This window comes from Pseudomonas sp. 273, from assembly GCF_029201425.1.
In the GTDB taxonomy this organism is placed as follows: Bacteria; Pseudomonadota; Gammaproteobacteria; order Pseudomonadales; family Pseudomonadaceae; genus Pseudomonas; species Pseudomonas delhiensis.
The window spans coordinates 1897832-1914226 of record NZ_CP116775.1; the positions used below are offsets into that span (position 1 = coordinate 1897832).

A 16395-nucleotide genomic window follows, 5' to 3' on the forward strand; every position below is an offset into this window, starting at 1 on the left:
AGCGCCTTGCTGTCGCTCCGGCCGTGTTTTCGGCTTGGCTCTGAGGTGCCGACTCGGCCTGCTTCGAGTTGTTTATGTAACGTTCGTTATAGTGGCGAGTCTATGATCTCGAATTTGCGGCTGTCAATCGTCTGGACGGCGCTTTCGAGAGCTCATTGTGTGGTTCATACGCGGAACTGACCGATGGCCAGGCGAAGATCGCTGGAGGCTCCATCCAGTCCGCGCGAGACTTCAGCAGCGTGTTCCCCGGCAATACAGTTTTCCTGGCTCATTTGCGCCACTGCATCGACCCGGCGGGCTATCAGCCGGGCAGTGCGGTCCTGCTCGATCAGGGCTTCCGATACCTCGCTGATGGCACTCAAGGCTCGGCTAGCACTGTCCAGGATGTCCTGCATGCTGGCTGCGGCGTTTTCCGCAAGGCTGCGACTCTCGCGAGAGCGGTTGACCACGCCGGTCATTTCCGCCACGGCCTGCCGTGCGGAGGTTTGCATGCCGGTAACCATGTCGCGGATTTCTTCGGCCGAGGTTCTGGTTCTTTCAGCCAGATGGCGGACTTCGTCAGCCACCACTGCGAAGCCTCGACCCTGCTCTCCGGCTCTCGCGGCCTCTATCGCAGCGTTGAGTGCGAGCAGGTTGGTTTGCTCGGAGACTGCCTTGATGACTGCCACGATGCCGGATATTCGTTCCGATTCGTTACCGAGGGCGCTGATCGTTTCGCTGGCTTCGCCAACTTGGCGCATCACCTGGTCGGTCTCCTCGGTGCTCCGGCTGATTGCCTGTGCGCCTGAGGCGGCGGCCTCCGCGGCGCTCTGAGAGCGGGAGTGTGCATCCTGGGTGCTAGCGGTAATCTGGCCGATAGCATTACTCATCTGCTCGATGGCGCTGGCGATATCCGTTGCCGCATCGTTCTGCTGTAGTGCGCTGTCGGCCATCTGCCGGGCCATTGCACTGGTCTGGCTGGCAGCCTGGTCGATCTTCCCGGCTCCTCCCTTCACTTCGAGCAGAGCGCTTTGCACGCGCTCCAACAGTGCGTTAAAGGCATTGCTGGCCTGGCCTACCTCGTTGCTACCCAGGCTCTGGGCGCGAACCGAAAAGTCGTTACTGGTACGTACTTGCTCCATGGTCGCGCGCAATTGCTGCAGGGGAAGGACGACGCTGCGTACGATGAGGATGGCGAGGCTGGTTAGGGCCACTACGGCGCAGCCGAAGACGCTGGCAATCATCACCCGTGAGGTGGCGATAGCGGACTCGCCGTTGCTCTGTGCGCGGTTGGCGGCATCTACGCTAAGCGCGACCAGTTTTTCCAATGGCTCGCCGGTGGCGTGAATCGACGCGGCCCAAGGCAAGGTATTGGTCACTAGCTCCAGCGAGTGGGTGTGGACTTCATCCCAGGTCTTGGCCTGCATCAACTGCTCGCAGATCTGGGTCTGGGTCCCGTTGGCGTCTTGGAATTCGCTCCATAGGGCACTGAACTTTTTCCAAAGCGCCTGCTCATCAGCCCCCTTGGGCTGTCCGTCGTAGGTGCGGAAGGCTCGCTCGGCCTGGGCGAGTGCGGCACGGTGACGTTCGAGTATGTCGCTGAACATGGTGTGGGCTTCAGAGAGTGCCTCACCTTTGTCGGACAGCGAGTCGAAGGCTTCCGGGCGCCAACTGGCGCCCTCCTGCATGGCTGCTATCGAGGTCAGGCGGGCGTTGTGCAGGGACGCCAGTGCGTCGACCGAGCGCAGCGCCATGCTGATGTCTTCCATGTTGCTACCGGCATTGCGAATGCCGATCCAACCGGATGCTCCGACACAGGCGAGACTGGCAATGAAGCAGAGCATCAGAAAGTACAGCTTGGTTCGCACAGAAAGAGAGTGCATGGGACGTCCCTTGGCCTTAATGGGCTGTCTAAAGCGACGTGATGAAGTCGCGTCTAGGCGCAAGGCTAAGGAGGAACACTGTGGTGGGACTCGTCTCAATCGACGAATTTAATGAGCAACGCCCCCTTTGGGAGGGGGCGTCGGGGTGAATTAGATAACCTCGAAGTAGTCAGCTTTGCTGGCTCCACAATCGGGGCAGGTCCAGTCATCGGGGAGGTCCTCCAGGCGGGTGCCGGGGGGAATGTCATGGTCGGGATCGCCAAGGCGTTCGTCATAGATGTGCGAGCAGAAACTGCATTGCCAGCGCTTCATGAGGTCAGGCTCCCTGATGGACGATGGGTTGGATGGCGAAGCCGTACTGGATCTGTAGATTGCGCTTCATGAGTTCGGGCTCCAGGATCCGCCAGGCCTTGAGGTGCTGGTAGGACGGCATGGTCGGGAAGAGGTGGTGGATCAGGTGATAGTTGTGGTACTGGCAGAGCGGGGTCAGCAGCCATTCATGGCCAAGGCGTACCGAGGTTGCCAGGGTGATGTCCTGTTCGGAGGGCACGTCGTCCTTCACGTGTGGCAGCCAGAAGAACATGAAACCGACTGACATGAAGGTGAGGCGCGACGGGATGAACCACAGCAGCAGGACTTCCAGGCCATAGCCGAAGTAGATCAGGGCGGCGATGATCACAGCGGAGACAGCAGCGTTACGCAGCGCGTCGCGCAGGTGGCGCATGCCGGTCTTGTCACGGGTGCGCAGAATGAAACGCAGGTAGCCGTAGTCGAGGAATGCCCAGCGCAGCGGTAGGCTCCAGGTGGCGCCGTGCATCCAGCAATCCGGATCCTCCGGGCCGTTGGTGAAGCGGTGATGCTGGATGTGTGCCCAGCGGAATATGCCGAGGTTGATATGCGGCGCGAAGGTAGCTACGCCGATGCGGCCAATCAAGTCGTTGAGTGTCTGGTTTTTCGCGGCAGAGCGGTGCACTGAGTCGTGGACAACGGTGAACTGCCAATACATCAGGAAGGTGTTGATCAGACAGGCCCAGCCCAGGCCTAGGTGACCTAGAACAGCCAGTATGTCAGTGGCGATTACGCCGCCGGTGGAGGCTATCAACAGGAGCAATACAGTCGGGGAAATGGCTGGGACCCGGGTTAGCGCCGCAATGGCTGCCTGTTTTTCCGAGGGAACACTGAATCGAGCCAATGGATTGTTATTGTTGGGCATGGTTCTTCTCCTCATGGGGCGTTGCCCCGCGCGTGCGCTGCCTAGCCTATAGGGGCCAGCTTGTGGGGTTCCTGCGGGATGCAGCCTGCCCGCAAGAAGGTATCGATCAGGGGTTCCGCCATTTCTCTCAGCGACAGGCCATGCACCAGCTGGTTGGCGGCGTGCAGAGACAGCATTCCGTGCAACAGGCTCCACAGACCGTGGGAGAACAGCAGGGCATCGCCGTACAGGCGCCGCTGATCGATGGCGTCTTGTACTAGCTCGACGCAGGTGGCGAAGACTTCCCATCGCTGCGTCAACAGCGAGGGGTAATCGGCCAGGTCGGGCTGGCTATCGGAAAAGATCAGGCGGTACTTGGCTGGTTGGGTTCGACCGAACTCGAGCAGGCTCAGCAAGGTTGCGCGCAGGTGCCGGAGCGGATCAGGGTTATGCCCGTCCGCCGGTGGAATGGCAGCCTTGAACTCCAGAATGCAGGCGCGCCGCATCTCCGCGACCAACGCTTCCTTGTTGGAAAAGTAGCGGTAGCCGACGGTATGGCTGAGGCCTACGCGCTTGGCGATCTGGCGGAGGGTAACGCTGTCCATGCCCTCTTCCAGATAGAGGGCCAGCGCACCCTGGACCAGGGTCTGACGGATGCTTTCTGTCTCCTCGGGAGAGTAGAGAGGGCGGGCCATGGATTTCACCGTTTTGCTGGGTTGGCACTGCCACCTTAGCAACGATCGATTGTTTTGTTAACAGTGGAAATTTTAATGGGTGCAATAGCTGCAGGACCGCTCCGATGGCTATTTCCCTGAGTTTCAAGGCATTTCCGGTTGGTTGGGGCTTGCTCGCAAGACCAAAAATCGTCGGAACCGACGAGCAGGGCAGCGCGATGCTGCCAGACCCTTGGTCGCGAAATTTCCGGGGGCGGGTGATGGCCAGGGTTGAAGCAATCAAGCACGAGGCGGCTCGACTGATGGCTGAGCGGGGGTACGCCGGGGTTTCTCTGCGCCAACTGGCTGAGGCGGTTGGTATCCAGCCGGGCTCTGTCTATGCGCACTTCACGAGTAAAGAAGAGTTGCTGCAGGCGCTCTGCTGCGATTTTCAGGCGGATCTGATGTCCGCCTGGGTCCGACGTCGTCGTTGCTCCGATCCGAAGCGGGCGTTGCTGGCCTTCGTCGCTGTCTACGTGCGCTTTCATTTGGTGCGCGGCGCCGAGGGGCGGGTCTTGCTATTGGACTTCCGCAGCCTGGACCTTCAAGGCAAGCAGGTTGTGGGCGAGTTGCGGGCGCGCTATGAGGCGGAGCTCGATGAGATTCTACAGCGTGGCGTGGTCTGCGGCGCTTTTGTGGTGGGGGAGGTTGTCTTGGCTAGGAAATGCATTCTGTCGCTGCTGCAGGGGCTCTGTGTGGCACGGGATGCATGTTCTGTCTGGGCAGTGCGTGCTGTGTATCGCGATTGCGCGGAGGCTGTCTTGCGTCAGGTCGGGGCTTGTGGCTAGCCACCGTGATACCTCTATGGTGCGCATTGGGACAATTCGTCCGAAACGACGATCCGGGGGCTAATCGCGCATCGCTAGAGTGCTGATCATCGAATCTTTACTCTGCAGAGGTGCGTGATGACGACAGCTAACCCTGTCCGCGACTGGGGCGATCTGATTCAGCGTGATCGGGTGCATGGCTCGGTGTACACCAGTGAGGAGATCTTCCAGGAAGAACTGGAGAAGATCTGGTATCGCACCTGGGTCTATGTCGGTCATGTCAGCGAGGTTCCGAAACCGAACGATTTCGTGATGAAGTCGATCGGACCGCAGCCGGTGATCATGACCCGCGATGTCGAAGGGCAAATCCATCTGCTGCTCAATCGCTGTCCGCATCGGGGTAACCAAGTCTGTCTGGAGCATGCGGGCAACCGCAAGTCCTTTACCTGTCCATACCATGGTTGGACCTTCTCCAATTCCGGCGCCCTGCGCGGCTATCCGTTCGCCTCTGGCTATGATGGCGCCGATCGTGAGGCGCTCGGGCTGGGTAAGGTCTCGCGGATCGGTATCTATCAGGGCTTTGTATTTGGCAGCTTTGCCGAAGAGGGTCCGAGCCTTGAAGAGCATCTGGGCGGAGCCCGGTCGGCGCTCGACGCTTTGGTTCTGACTTCTCCTGAAGGTGAAGTAGAGATCACCGCCGGCTTCCTCCAGCACAAGGCCAAGTCCAATTGGAAATTCCTGGTGGAGAACGAGACCGACGGCTACCACCCGCAGTTTGTGCATGCCTCGATCTTCGATGTGGCCTCTAGCAGCATAGGCGATCTCTATAGCTCCGACTCGACCGCTGTTGCCCGCGATCTGGGAGACGGTCACACCGAGATCGACCTGCGCCCCGAGTTCCGCAAGCGAGACGAGCCCATGAGCTGGTTCGGTACCAGCGCCGACCGGCTGCCGGATTACGTGGCGAAGATGCGCGAGGCCTACGGCGAGGAGCTCTCCAATAAGATCATGATCGACGGCACGCCGCACATCATGATCTTCCCCAACCTGTTCATCGCCGAAATCCAGATATTCGTCATCCAGCCGCTGTCGGTCGATGAGACCGTGCAGCACGTCACCGCCCTGCAGTTCAAGGGCGCGCCCGACCTGAATCGGCGGCTGCGTCAGCAGACCATGGGCTCGGTGGGACCGGCCGGCTTCCTGCTTGCCGACGACTCGGAAATGTACGAGCGCACCCAGCGTGGGGTGCAGATTCGCAATCCGGAATGGAACTACCTCGGCCGTGGCCTGATGCGCGAGCGCCGCGATGCTGATGGCTACCTGATCGGCGACGCCACCGATGAAGTAACCACTCGCGGCATTTGGCGCCACTACCGCAAGCTGATGGAGGCTGTATGAGCAACGAGGCGAAGAGCGAACTGCTGAACGAAGTCAGTCAGTTTCTCTACCGTGAGGCCCGCCTGCAGGACACCCATGAGTACGATCAGTGGGAGGCATTGTGGACCGACGACGGCATCTACTGGGTACCGGCCAACGGTGACGATATCGACCCGGAAACCCAGATGTCGATCATCTATGACAACCGCTCGCGTATCGCCTTGCGCATCCGTCAGTTCCATACCGGCAAAAGACACACCCAGGCGCCGCCCTCTCGTCTGGGGCGAGTACTGTCGAATGTGGAGCTGATCGCTGTGGAGGGTGATGAGTTGCGCGTCGCCGCCAACGCCATGGTGTTCGAGTCCAACCTGCGCGCTGACACCGTCTGGTGCACCCGCAACGAATACCTGCTGCGGCGGGAGGAGGGCGGCTTGCGAATGGCGCGCAAGAAAGTAGTTCTGGTGAACAACGACAAGGCGTTGTTCACCCTGTCTTTCCTGATCTGAGGGGCGAGCCATGAGCCAAGTGGACGTACTGATTGGTGAGGGCGCCGTTCTGCTCGAACTGCGTGATGGCGTAGGGCTGCTGCAGCTGAACCGCCCCGAGGCTTCCAATGGTCTGGATATTCCAACCCTGCAGGCTCTGCACGAAGCATTGGTGCGCTGCCATGGCGAACCGCGACTGCGAGTGCTGTTGCTGACTGGCGCTGGGGCTAACTTCTGCGCGGGTGGCGATGTATGGACCTTCCTGACCAAAGGCGAGAGTCTGCCCGAGTACATCCGCCAGGCGACGCTGCTACTGCAGCATGTCATCTCCGCATTGATCCACCTGGACGCGCCGGTGGTCGCAGCAGTGCAGGGTTACGCCGCTGGCGGCGGTGGCATGGGGCTGGTATGCGCCGCCGATGTGGTGTTTGCAGCCGAATCGGCCAGTTTCCTGGCAGGGGCCACGCGCGTGGCGATGGCGCCGGATGCGGGCCTGTCAGTGACCCTTCCTCGCCTGGTCGGGCCACGCAAGGCCGCGGACATGCTGTTCATGAACCCGGTGATGACGGCGGCCGATGCACTGGCCTGTGGCTTGGTCAATCGAGTCGTCGCCGACTCCGAATTGCAGAGCGATGCGCTTGAGTATGCGCAGCGCATGGCCCAGGGGGCACCTCGGGCCCTGGCCGCGACCAAGCGCCTGCTGTGGGCCGGGATTGCGCTCGGGGTCGATGCCGCGATGCCTGAGGAAAGTCGTACGGTGGCTGCGCTGTGCCGCACTGCGGATGTACGCGAAGGCCTCATGGCCGTGGTCGAGAAGCGTCGTGCGCGCTTCGAGGGGCGCTGATATGCGTTCGTTGGTAGGACAGAGGGCGTTCGTCACTGGAGGTTCCAAGGGTATAGGTGCGGCCATAGCACGGCGGCTTGCCGCCGATGGCGCCAAGGTGGTGATCGCTGCCCAGGACATGCTCAGCGCTGAGCGGCTGGCGGATGAGATCGCTGGCAGCGCAGTGCGCCTGGATGTCACCGATCTCGGCCGTGCTAGACAGGTAGTCGAGGCGTGCGGACCTTTCGAGATACTGGTCAACAACGCAGGAATCGACCAGCACGGATTCTTTACCAACAGTACTCCCGAAGAGTGGCGCCACCTGTTGGCGGTCAATCTGGAGGCTGTATTCGCAACCATCCATGCCGCCCTGCCGAGCATGCAGGCAGCGGGCTATGGTCGCATTATCAACGTCGGTTCCGAGGCTGGACGTCAAGGCTCACGTGGCGGCTCGGTGTACGCCGCGGCCAAGGGTGGGGTCATCGCCTTCACCAAATCGATCGCCCGGGAGAACGGTCGCTATGGCATCACTGCCAACGTAGTGGCGCCCGGTCCGGTGGATACCCCCTTGCTGCGCAAGGCACTTGAGGCCGGAGGCTCGCGCATGCTCGAGGCAATGAAGGCCTCGACGCTGATGGGGCGCCTGGGAACACCCGAAGAGGTGGCGTCGGCGGTGGCCTTCCTGGCTTCACCTGAGTCCTCGTTCATTACGGGTGAAACGCTCGGCGTATCCGGCGGGATGGGCTGCTGATGAGTACTGCTCAGCATTCGGCACTGTCGAAGGTCATCGCTCGCGTCCAGGCTACCTATGGCCGCTGGCGGCGACACACACCGATCGAGACGATGCGCCACGACTGGGACCAATTGTTCTGGTCCGACCGCCTCGAGTGCGAAACCCAGGACCGTAGCGCCAACGGCGTGCCGGTCCGCTGGGTTCGCTCCCCCTCCGCCGATGAGAGCCGCACGCTGATCTACCTGCATGGTGGCGGTTTCAAGATGGGGTCATTGATTTCGCACCATGACTTGATGGTGCGGCTATCGCGGGCCGGGGACTGTCGAGTGCTTGGAGTGGATTACCGGTTGTTACCCGAATATCGCTTTCCGGAACCGTTAGTGGATGTCCTGGCGGTATACGACTGGTTGCTTGCCCAGGGCCATGATCCGCGGCAGATGGCGATGGCTGGGGATTCCGCAGGCGGCGGCTTGGCGGCTGCCAGCCTCCTGGCGCTACGCGACAAAGGGCGTCCGCTACCAGCCAGTGCTGTGCTGCTTTCTGCCTGGACTGACCTGACCGTCAGTACCGACAGCTACCGCAACCGGGCGGAGCTAGATCCCATCCATCAGCAGTCAATGCTGCTCGACCTGGCCCGCCAGTACCTGGGCGAGGGCGTAGATAGCCGCGAGCCGCTGGCTTCGCCGCTGCATGGCGATTTGGCTGGTCTACCACCGCTGTTGCTTCAGGTCGGCGAGCGCGAGGTCGGCTTCGACGACAGTGCGCTGTTCGCCGCCAAGGTCCGCCAGGCCGGTGGTGAGGCGGTGCTGGAGGTGTGGCCGGAAATGATCCATGTGTTCCAGCAGTTCGCCGAGGATCTGCCGGAAGCACGCCTAGCCATCGAACACATTGGTGCCTTTCTGCAAAGGCACTGGGTTTGACATGAGGAGTACAACGTGAGCATCGGTATCACCGGATTCGGCGCCTACATTCCGCGCCTACGCCTGAGTCGCCAGGCGGTCGTGGCGGCCAATGCCTGGTTCGCACCTGAGCTCAAGCCCAAGGGGCGGGGACAGCGCTCCATGGCCAACTGGGACGAGGACAGCATCACCATGGCGGTTGCTGCCGCGCGCGATGCACTGGGCAGCCAAGGTACGGCAGAGCGTATTGGCGAGGTGCTGCTGGCCTCTTGTAGCCTGCCATTCGCCGAGCGCTTGAATGCCGTGGTGCTGACCGAAGCACTGAACCTCGACGAGCGCACCTCCGCTTCTGACGTCACGGGTTCGCAATGTGTGGCGCTGGCCGGTCTCTCCCAGGCCTTGGCGCTGGCTGCCAGTTCCTCCCAAGAGGTTCTGCTTTGCGCAGCTGACAACCGACGTACCCGCGCCGCCAGTGTTCAGGAGCTTGATTATGGCGATGGTGCGGCTGCGTTGCTGCTCGGTCGCGAGGGGGTGATAGCCGAGGTACTCGGCCAGGCCGCCTCGAGCGTCGATTTCATCGACCATTTCCGCCTGTCCGGTCGAGAGATCGACTACTACGGTGAAGAGCGTTGGGTACGTGATGAAGGCATCGGGCGGATCATGCCTGAGGTTATCCAGCGGGTGCTCCGAGACAGTGGCGTGGAAGCCGGGGCGATCGACCATTTCATTTTCCCCACCTCGCTGAGCCGGATGGACGCACAACTCGCTCAAGTCTGTGGGTTGCGTGCAGACAGCCTGGTGGATGGCCTCACCGAGCAAGTTGGCCATACCGGCGTTGGCCATGGGTTGCTATTGCTGGCGAAGGTGCTGGAACAAGCCGAGCCAGGCCAACTGGTGCTACTGGCGCAATTCGGCAGCGGTGCACGTGCCTTCGTGCTGCGCGTGACCGAGGCTATCCATCGCTTCCGTCCTCGCCGCGGTGTTGGCGGCTGGTTGGCGCGAGGCAGGGAGGAGACCAACTACACCCGCTATCTGGCCTACAAAGGCCAACTGCAATTGGAGCGTGGCGTGCGCGGTGAGCAGGACAAGAAGACTGCGCTGAGTACTGCCTACCGGCATCGCCGGGCGATCCTGGGGCTGGTGGCAGGTCGTTGCCGGGTGAGCGGTGATGTGCATTTCCCGCCGTCGCGTTTTTCCTATACCCCGGACGCTCCGCAGTTGGACACCCAGGAGCCTTATCCGCTCGCCGACCGTCTGGGCCGGGTACTGAGCTGGTCTGCTGAGTCGCTGTCTCCGTACTTGGCTCCTCCTCACCACTACGGACAGATCGATTTTGACGGCGGCGGCCGAATCCTCATGGAGTTCACCGACGTGGCGCGCGGCGAGGTGGCCACCGGCATGCCGGTGGAAATGGTTTTCCGCATCAAAGACATCGACGAGTTGCGCGGCTTCAAGCGTTATTTCTGGAAGGCGACACCGGTGTCCAATCCTTCTGACACAGCAGTGGAGTAAATCATGCCCGCAGGTATCAAAGACAAGGTGGCGATCCTCGGCATGGGCTGCTGCCGCTTCGGCGAGCGCTGGGATGCCAGCCCCGAAGACCTCATGGTCGAGGCCTACAACGAGGCGATGGCCGATGCTGGCATCGGTCCGGAGCAGTTGGACGCGGCTTGGTTCTCCACCCACATGGAGGACGTCGGTACTGGGCGCGGGGGCACGCCGATGAGCATCGCCCTGCGCCTGCCCAATATTGGCGTCACTCGGGTGGAGAATTTTTGCGCCGGTGGTTCAGAGGCTATTCGCGCAGCGGTCCATGCAGTTGCCGCCGGCGCCTGTGATATCGCTCTGGCGCTGGGAGTGGAGAAGCTCAAGGATACCGGCTACGGCGGCCTGCCAGTCGCCACCGTCGGTACCTTCATCCCGCAGTGGTATCCGGCAGCGGTGGCTCCTGCCAACTTTGCCCAACTGGCCACGGCGTACAGCGCCCGTCATGGCATTGATGCGCAACTGCTGAAGCGCGCCATCGCCCACGTCTCGGTGAAGAGCCATGCCAACGGTGCCAAGAATCCCAAGGCGCACCTGCGCAAGCCGATCACCGAGGAGCAGTGCCTGAAGGCGCCGATCATCGCCGAGCCGCTGGGCCTGTTCGACTGTTGCGGTGTTTCCGATGGCGCGGCGGCGGTCATCGTGACTCGTCCGGATATCGCCCGAGCACTGGGCAAGCGCGACCTGGTGACCTTCAAGGCCCTGCAGGTCTCGGTGTCGAATGGCTGGGAGATGAGTGGCAACGGTTGGGATGGCAGTTATGTGCACACCGCTCGCATCGCTGCCCGCAAGGCATACGCCGAGGCAGGTATCGAACGTCCGCGTGAGCAGATCAGCCTGACCGAGGTGCATGACTGCTTCTCCATTACCGAGTTAGTCACGATGGAGGATCTGTACCTGTCCGAGCCAGGCATGGCTGTACGTGATGTCCTCGACGGTCGCTTCGATGCTGAGGGGCGAGTGCCTTGCCAGATAGATGGTGGCCTCAAGTGCTTTGGCCACCCCGTGGGGGCCAGTGGTATCCGCATGCTTTACGAGATCTACCTGCAATTGCAGGGCCGCGCCGGCGAGCGGCAGCTACCTGACCCTCACACCGGGCTGATACACAACCTCGGTGGGCAGCCATCGCAGAATGTCTGCTCGATTTCTATCGTCGGTCGGGAGCAACGCTGATGAGTGTGCGGCTGGATCATCCCGTCGAGGGCCTCTGGCGCCTATTGATCGACCGTCCGGAAAAGCGCAATGCAATTGATTTTTCCGTTCGCCAGGCACTGATCGAGGCACTGGATGCTGCTGTTGCCGACCGTGACTGCCGTGCTGTGGTCATCGGCGGAGTCGGTGGCACCTTCTCTGCCGGCGGCGATATTGCCAGCATGGATGGGCTCGATGAGATTGGCGCTCGTGATCGGATGCGTCACATCCATGCCCTGTGCCAGCGCTTGCAGAACCTGCCGATGCCATTGGTGGCCGCCGTGCAGGGCTACTGTGCCGGTGCTGGCGCCGGCATGGCCATGTTCGCCGACCTAATCGTTTGCGAGCCGCAGAGCAAATTTCTGTTTCCGTTCCTCCGTCTCGGCCTGGCGCCGGATTGGGGGCTGCTGCGCACCTTACCGGCACGTCTCGGGCCGGCGCGTGCTCGTCGCTTGCTGTTAGGCGGCGAAACAGTCGGTGGGGAAGAAGCGGTACGTCTGGGGCTGGCCGACGAACTGGCCGTGGACGACGCGATGGTAGCGGCGCTGCGTATTGCCGCTCGCTTGGCTGAGCTACCACATGAGGCCTTCCGGCAGATGAAGTCTCGCCTGGCTGAGCCAGCGCCGAGCTTCGCCGAGGAGTTGCAGCGCGAAGAGGACGACCAGGTGCGGTTGCTGCTTGGTGACGATTTCCGGGAGGGGTTCGCCGCGTTCAACGAAAAACGTGAGCCGCGTTTCCGCCAGCGAGAGGGCGGTTCCCATGAGTGAACCGATACGGCTGTGGCGCGAGGGAGCGGTGGCGATTCTGCAACTGGCGCGTGAAGACAAGCGTAATGCCTTGGACCTCATCACGCGGGCTGCGATCGCCGGAGCACTATTGGAACTGGCGAGCGATGACCGTGTGGCAGTGATCGTCATCAGCGGTGGAGACAAGGTCTTCGCTGCCGGGGCTGACCTCAACCTGTTGGTCGACAAGGGGGCGCAGGACGTCGCCGATCTGGACTTGGGCCAGTACTGGGCGACGCTGGTGCGCTGCCCGAAGCCAGTCATCGCCGCGGTAAGTGGCGTCGCACTGGGGGCTGGCTGCGAGTTGGCCATGATGTGTGACTTGATCGTTGCTGATCGTAGTGCGCGTTTCGGCCAGCCTGAGGTCCGTGTTGGCATCATGCCTGGCGCCGGCGGCACTCAGCGGCTGCTGCGAGCCGTCGGGAAGCCCGTGGCCAGTCTGATGTTGATGACGGGCGAGACACTCGCTGCCGAGCGTGCGGCCCAGCTTGGCCTGGTCAGCGAGTTGGTCGAGGACGGTCCTGCATTGCCCAGAGCGCTGGCGCTGGCTCAGGTCATTGCTGGCATGCCAGCGAAGGCCCTACGCGCCATCAAACGCAGCCTGGCGCTAGGTGCCGATCACTCGCTGGAGGTAGCGCTGGCCCTGGAGAACCGCGAATTCCTGCTGTTGTTCGACACCCACGACAAGCACGAAGGCATGCGCGCTTTTCTCGACAAGCGTACGCCACGATATGAGGGGAAATGAAGATGGGCGGCATTCAGAGGATCGGCGTGATCGGTGCCGGCACCATGGGACGAGGCATAGTTCAGTTGTTCGCCCAGGCTGGACATGAGGTGCTTTGCTATGACGCCGCTGCCGGTGCTGCAGGTCAGGCGGTGGAATTCGTCGCAGGGATGATTGCTCGAGCGGTGGCCAAGGGACGCTATAGCGAGGAGGAAGGGGCGGCCATGGTTGCCCGGGTGGGCGTTTGCGAGCGTCTGCAGGACCTGGCTGGCTGCGAACTGGTCATCGAGGCGGTGGTCGAGGATCTGACGGTCAAGCGCGAACTGTTCCTGGCCCTGGAGGCGATCGTCGGAGATGACACGATCCTGGCCAGCAATACCTCATCGCTGATGATCGCTGAGATCGCTGCAGTCTGTCGTCGCCCGGAGCGGGTGGCGGGTCTGCATTTCTTCAACCCGGTGCCGCTGATGAAAGTCGTCGAGGTCATCGCCGCCGTTCGCACTGCTGTGTCCGTGATCGTTGGTCTGGAGGCGCTGGTGCGTGCCACTGGCCATCGTCCTGTGGTGGCGGCGGACCAGCCGGGCTTCCTGGTAAACCACGCTGGCCGTGGTCTTTACACCGAAGGTTTGCGGTTGCTTGAGGAGCGTGTTGCCGAGGCGGCAGATATCGATTGGCTGGTTCGCGAAGCAGCGGGCTTTCGCATGGGGCCATTCGAACTGCTCGATCTCACTGGTCTGGATGTATCCGGCAAGGTAATGGAGTCGATCTACGGACAATTTCATCAAGAGCCGCGCTTTCGCCCTTCCAGTCTGGTCGCTCCGCGAATTGCCGCTGGCCTGCTGGGGAGAAAGTCAGGGGCAGGTTGGTATGCCTATGACGGCAACGAAAGATTAGAACCGGTATGGGGCAAGGTGCCCCAGGCGAGTACCCAGATACAAGTCTGGGTCGACCCGGCCGCCGATGAGTACCACAAGCTGATCGATCTGGTGCGGCAGGCTGGGGGCCAGGTAGTTGAGTTTTCATTCGATGCCGAACTGCTGCTGCTGCAATTCTGGGGCTGGGACGTCAGCCGCTATTGCTCGGAGCATGGATTGGATGCTGCCCGCGCGGTAGCCGTGGACCCACTGGCCGGACTGGAGAACCCCCGAACCTTGATGCTGTCCAGCATTACTCGACCTGAACTGCGCGATGCCGCTCACGCGATATTGGCCAGTGACGGTACTCCGGTCACGGTGATCAACGACAGTTGTGGTTTTGTCCTCCAGCGAATACTGGCGACCATTGTCAATATCGCCGCCGAGATCGCTCAGCGTGGTATCGCGACGGTTGCCGATCTCGAAGACGCTGTGCGCCTGGGCCTGGGTTACCCACTCGGTCCTTTGGGATTGGGCGACGCTATTGGTTCCCGGCGAGTACTGGAGATCCTCACACGCATACAGGCCTTGAGCGGCGATCCGCGCTATCGCCCGAGTCCCTGGTTGGCACGTCGTGCTGCACTTGGCTTGCCGTTGGCCACTGCGGAGGCGAGCCGGCTATGAGCGCTATCGATATCGAATACCTGCGCGGTTGGGTCGGTCGCGAACAGAGCGTCCAGGATCAGTTGGCATTATTCCCGGCCCGAGCCCTGGCTGCCGCGCTTGATCGAGAAAGCTTGCCGGAGGTCGGCGATGAACTGCCCCCAGCCTGGCAATGGCTCTATTTCCATGACACCCCATTGCAACGTGACCTGGGGCCGGATGGCCATCCTCGCACTGGTGGCTTTCTACCGCCGGTACCGCTGCCCCGTCGCATGTGGGCTGCCGGTGAGTTCGCCAGTAGGCGGCCACTACTCCTGGGGAGGGACGCTGAGCGGCGTTCCGTGGTGACCTCGGTAGAGCTCAAGCGTGGATCCAGTGGCACTTTGGTTTTTGTGAGCCTGGAACACAATATCCAGCAAGATGGCCGGCCTTGTCTGTTCGAGCGCCAGCACCTGGTCTACCGGGAGATGCCGACTGGGCCCGGCGTGTTGCCCGGTGGCCAGGTTGCTCCGGTGGACGCGGACTTTCGTGTGCCCTTCGTGCCCGATCCAGTGTTGCTATTCCGCTACAGCGCCTTGACCTACAACGCGCACCGCATCCATTACGACCACGCCTACGCCACTGGCTACGAGCATTATCCCGCACTTGTGGTGCATGGGCCGTTACTGGCCACCTTGCTCCGCGAGCAGGCTTCGCGGCAGTTGCCGGAACAGAGGCTGACTGGCCTCGAATTCCGTGCCTTGCGGCCAAGCTTCGTTGGCGACCGCTTGCAGCTGTGTGGGCGGCGCGAGGGCGATACCCTGGAGCTGTGGGCAGAGAATCAGGATGGTTATCTGACGATGACTGCCACCTTGGGGGTGATGGCATGAGTGGCGTCAGCTGTTTCTGGCGGTCACTGTTGTTCGTTCCCGCACATGTAGAAAAATTCATTGATCGAGCCCATGAGCGTGGTGCCGACGCCTGCATCCTGGACCTGGAAGACAGCGTACCCTTGGCGCAGAAGTCTATGGCCCGTCAGGCGCTGCCTGCGGCTGCAGCCAAGCTGCAAGCGCGTGGCCTGGACGTGTTGGCGCGTATCAATAGCCTACAGGGCGGAGGCCTGGACGATCTGGAGGTGATTAGTTCTCCGAGTTTGCGTGCCGTCGTCCTGCCCAAGGTGGGGTCGGCCGAGGACGTGCGGGTGGTCGCTGCAGTTCTCGAGCGTCTGGAGTTGGAGCGTGGCTTGGCCAAGGGAGGGATTGGGCTGCTAGCGCAGATCGAGGATGTGGCGGCGTTACCACGCCTGGATGAGATCGCTAGCGCCTCGCCACGTTTGTTGGGTATGAGCTTGGGGCCGGAGGATTTCTGTGTTTCCGCCAGCATGGAAGCGCTGCCCGAGACGCTGTTCGGTCCTTCCCAGCAGGTGGCTTTCGCTTGTCGTCGAGCAGGCATCCTTCCGTTTGGCTATCCCGACTCGATTGCACTGTTCACCGATCTGCCGCGGCTGCGCCATAGCGTCCTGCTCGCTCGTCAACTGGGTATGGTTGGTGCCTTCTGCATTCATCCGGCGCAGGTGGCTGTGCTGAACGAGCTGTTTTCCCCTGCCTCCGAAGACGTGGAGTACGCCGAAGGCTTGCTTGCCGAACTGGCGAACGCCAGGGCCGAGGGACGCGGGGCCTTCGCTTACCGTGGACGGATGGTCGACCCCCCGGTTGTCGCTCGCGCCCTTGAGCTTCTAGAGCGCCACCGTGCCAGCCTACGCCGTTTGGCGGCCCTCGATCATCATTGATGTTTGGAGTTCGA

At 61.8% G+C, this 16395-nt stretch carries 17 protein-coding genes; 13 read left to right on the forward strand and 4 right to left on the reverse strand.

Features of this window, described 5'->3' with window-relative positions; all coding sequences use genetic code 11:
* Positions 1 to 164: 164 nt before the first annotated feature.
* The 4 genes from PKO50_RS09135 to PKO50_RS09150 all read right to left on the reverse strand — a co-directional run bounded on the left by PKO50_RS09135 (position 165) and on the right by PKO50_RS09150 (position 3749).
* Entirely contained in the window at positions 165 to 1862 is a 1698-nt protein-coding gene (locus tag PKO50_RS09135) for a methyl-accepting chemotaxis protein (protein ID WP_275629434.1), read from the reverse strand.
* Between the two features lie 150 nt (positions 1863 to 2012).
* Positions 2013 to 2174 (reverse strand): rubredoxin, encoded by a 162-nt coding sequence (locus PKO50_RS09140; protein ID WP_275629435.1) that lies wholly within the window; start codon positions 2172 to 2174, stop codon positions 2013 to 2015.
* Between the two features lie 4 nt (positions 2175 to 2178).
* On the reverse strand, positions 2179 to 3075 hold the full coding sequence (locus PKO50_RS09145; RefSeq protein WP_275629436.1) for a fatty acid desaturase: 897 nt from the start codon (positions 3073 to 3075) through the stop codon (positions 2179 to 2181).
* A gap of 41 nt (positions 3076 to 3116) precedes the next feature.
* Positions 3117 to 3749: a TetR/AcrR family transcriptional regulator gene (locus tag PKO50_RS09150; RefSeq protein ID WP_275629437.1), complete on the reverse strand. Its 633-nt coding sequence runs from the start codon at positions 3747 to 3749 to the stop codon at positions 3117 to 3119.
* 104 nt (positions 3750 to 3853) lie between these two features.
* Between PKO50_RS09150 and PKO50_RS09155 the strand changes: the two genes are divergently transcribed.
* From PKO50_RS09155 to PKO50_RS09215, 13 genes are all read left to right on the forward strand, one after another.
* Positions 3854 to 4555, forward strand: a complete 702-nt coding sequence (locus PKO50_RS09155; protein WP_275629438.1) for a TetR/AcrR family transcriptional regulator — start codon at positions 3854 to 3856, stop codon at positions 4553 to 4555.
* A 117-nt stretch (positions 4556 to 4672) separates the two neighbouring features.
* Positions 4673 to 5932 carry an aromatic ring-hydroxylating dioxygenase subunit alpha gene (locus PKO50_RS09160; protein WP_275629439.1) on the forward strand — a complete coding sequence of 420 codons (1260 nt, stop codon included), beginning with the start codon at positions 4673 to 4675 and terminating at the stop codon, positions 5930 to 5932.
* Complete coding sequence (locus tag PKO50_RS09165) at positions 5929 to 6417, forward strand: aromatic-ring-hydroxylating dioxygenase subunit beta (RefSeq protein ID WP_275629440.1); 489 nt, start codon at positions 5929 to 5931, stop codon at positions 6415 to 6417. Before PKO50_RS09160 ends, PKO50_RS09165 begins: the two co-directional genes overlap by 4 nt.
* A gap of 10 nt (positions 6418 to 6427) precedes the next feature.
* A complete protein-coding gene (locus tag PKO50_RS09170; protein ID WP_275629441.1) occupies positions 6428 to 7240 on the forward strand; it encodes an enoyl-CoA hydratase-related protein in 813 nt (270 codons plus the stop codon).
* Position 7241: 1 nt separating this feature from the next.
* A complete protein-coding gene (locus PKO50_RS09175; protein WP_275629442.1) occupies positions 7242 to 7970 on the forward strand; it encodes an SDR family NAD(P)-dependent oxidoreductase in 729 nt (242 codons plus the stop codon).
* Positions 7970 to 8872 carry an alpha/beta hydrolase gene (locus PKO50_RS09180; RefSeq protein WP_275629443.1) on the forward strand — a complete coding sequence of 301 codons (903 nt, stop codon included), beginning with the start codon at positions 7970 to 7972 and terminating at the stop codon, positions 8870 to 8872. The genes PKO50_RS09175 and PKO50_RS09180 overlap by 1 nt, the downstream gene beginning before the upstream one ends.
* A 15-nt stretch (positions 8873 to 8887) precedes the next feature.
* Positions 8888 to 10363 carry an OB-fold domain-containing protein gene (locus PKO50_RS09185; protein WP_275629444.1) on the forward strand — a complete coding sequence of 492 codons (1476 nt, stop codon included), beginning with the start codon at positions 8888 to 8890 and terminating at the stop codon, positions 10361 to 10363.
* 3 nt (positions 10364 to 10366) lie between these two features.
* Positions 10367 to 11569, forward strand: a complete 1203-nt coding sequence (locus PKO50_RS09190) for an acetyl-CoA acetyltransferase (protein ID WP_275629445.1) — start codon at positions 10367 to 10369, stop codon at positions 11567 to 11569.
* Complete coding sequence (locus PKO50_RS09195) at positions 11569 to 12354, forward strand: enoyl-CoA hydratase/isomerase family protein (protein WP_275629446.1); 786 nt, start codon at positions 11569 to 11571, stop codon at positions 12352 to 12354. The genes PKO50_RS09190 and PKO50_RS09195 overlap by 1 nt, the downstream gene beginning before the upstream one ends.
* On the forward strand, positions 12347 to 13117 hold the full coding sequence (locus PKO50_RS09200; protein WP_275629447.1) for an enoyl-CoA hydratase-related protein: 771 nt from the start codon (positions 12347 to 12349) through the stop codon (positions 13115 to 13117). The genes PKO50_RS09195 and PKO50_RS09200 overlap by 8 nt, the downstream gene beginning before the upstream one ends.
* A gap of 2 nt (positions 13118 to 13119) precedes the next feature.
* Positions 13120 to 14634 (forward strand): 3-hydroxyacyl-CoA dehydrogenase, encoded by a 1515-nt coding sequence (locus PKO50_RS09205; protein ID WP_275629448.1) that lies wholly within the window; start codon positions 13120 to 13122, stop codon positions 14632 to 14634.
* Positions 14631 to 15482 carry a hypothetical protein gene (locus PKO50_RS09210; protein WP_275629449.1) on the forward strand — a complete coding sequence of 284 codons (852 nt, stop codon included), beginning with the start codon at positions 14631 to 14633 and terminating at the stop codon, positions 15480 to 15482. The genes PKO50_RS09205 and PKO50_RS09210 overlap by 4 nt, the downstream gene beginning before the upstream one ends.
* Positions 15479 to 16381 carry a CoA ester lyase gene (locus PKO50_RS09215; RefSeq protein ID WP_275629450.1) on the forward strand — a complete coding sequence of 301 codons (903 nt, stop codon included), beginning with the start codon at positions 15479 to 15481 and terminating at the stop codon, positions 16379 to 16381. Before PKO50_RS09210 ends, PKO50_RS09215 begins: the two co-directional genes overlap by 4 nt.
* Positions 16382 to 16395 lie beyond the last annotated feature (14 nt).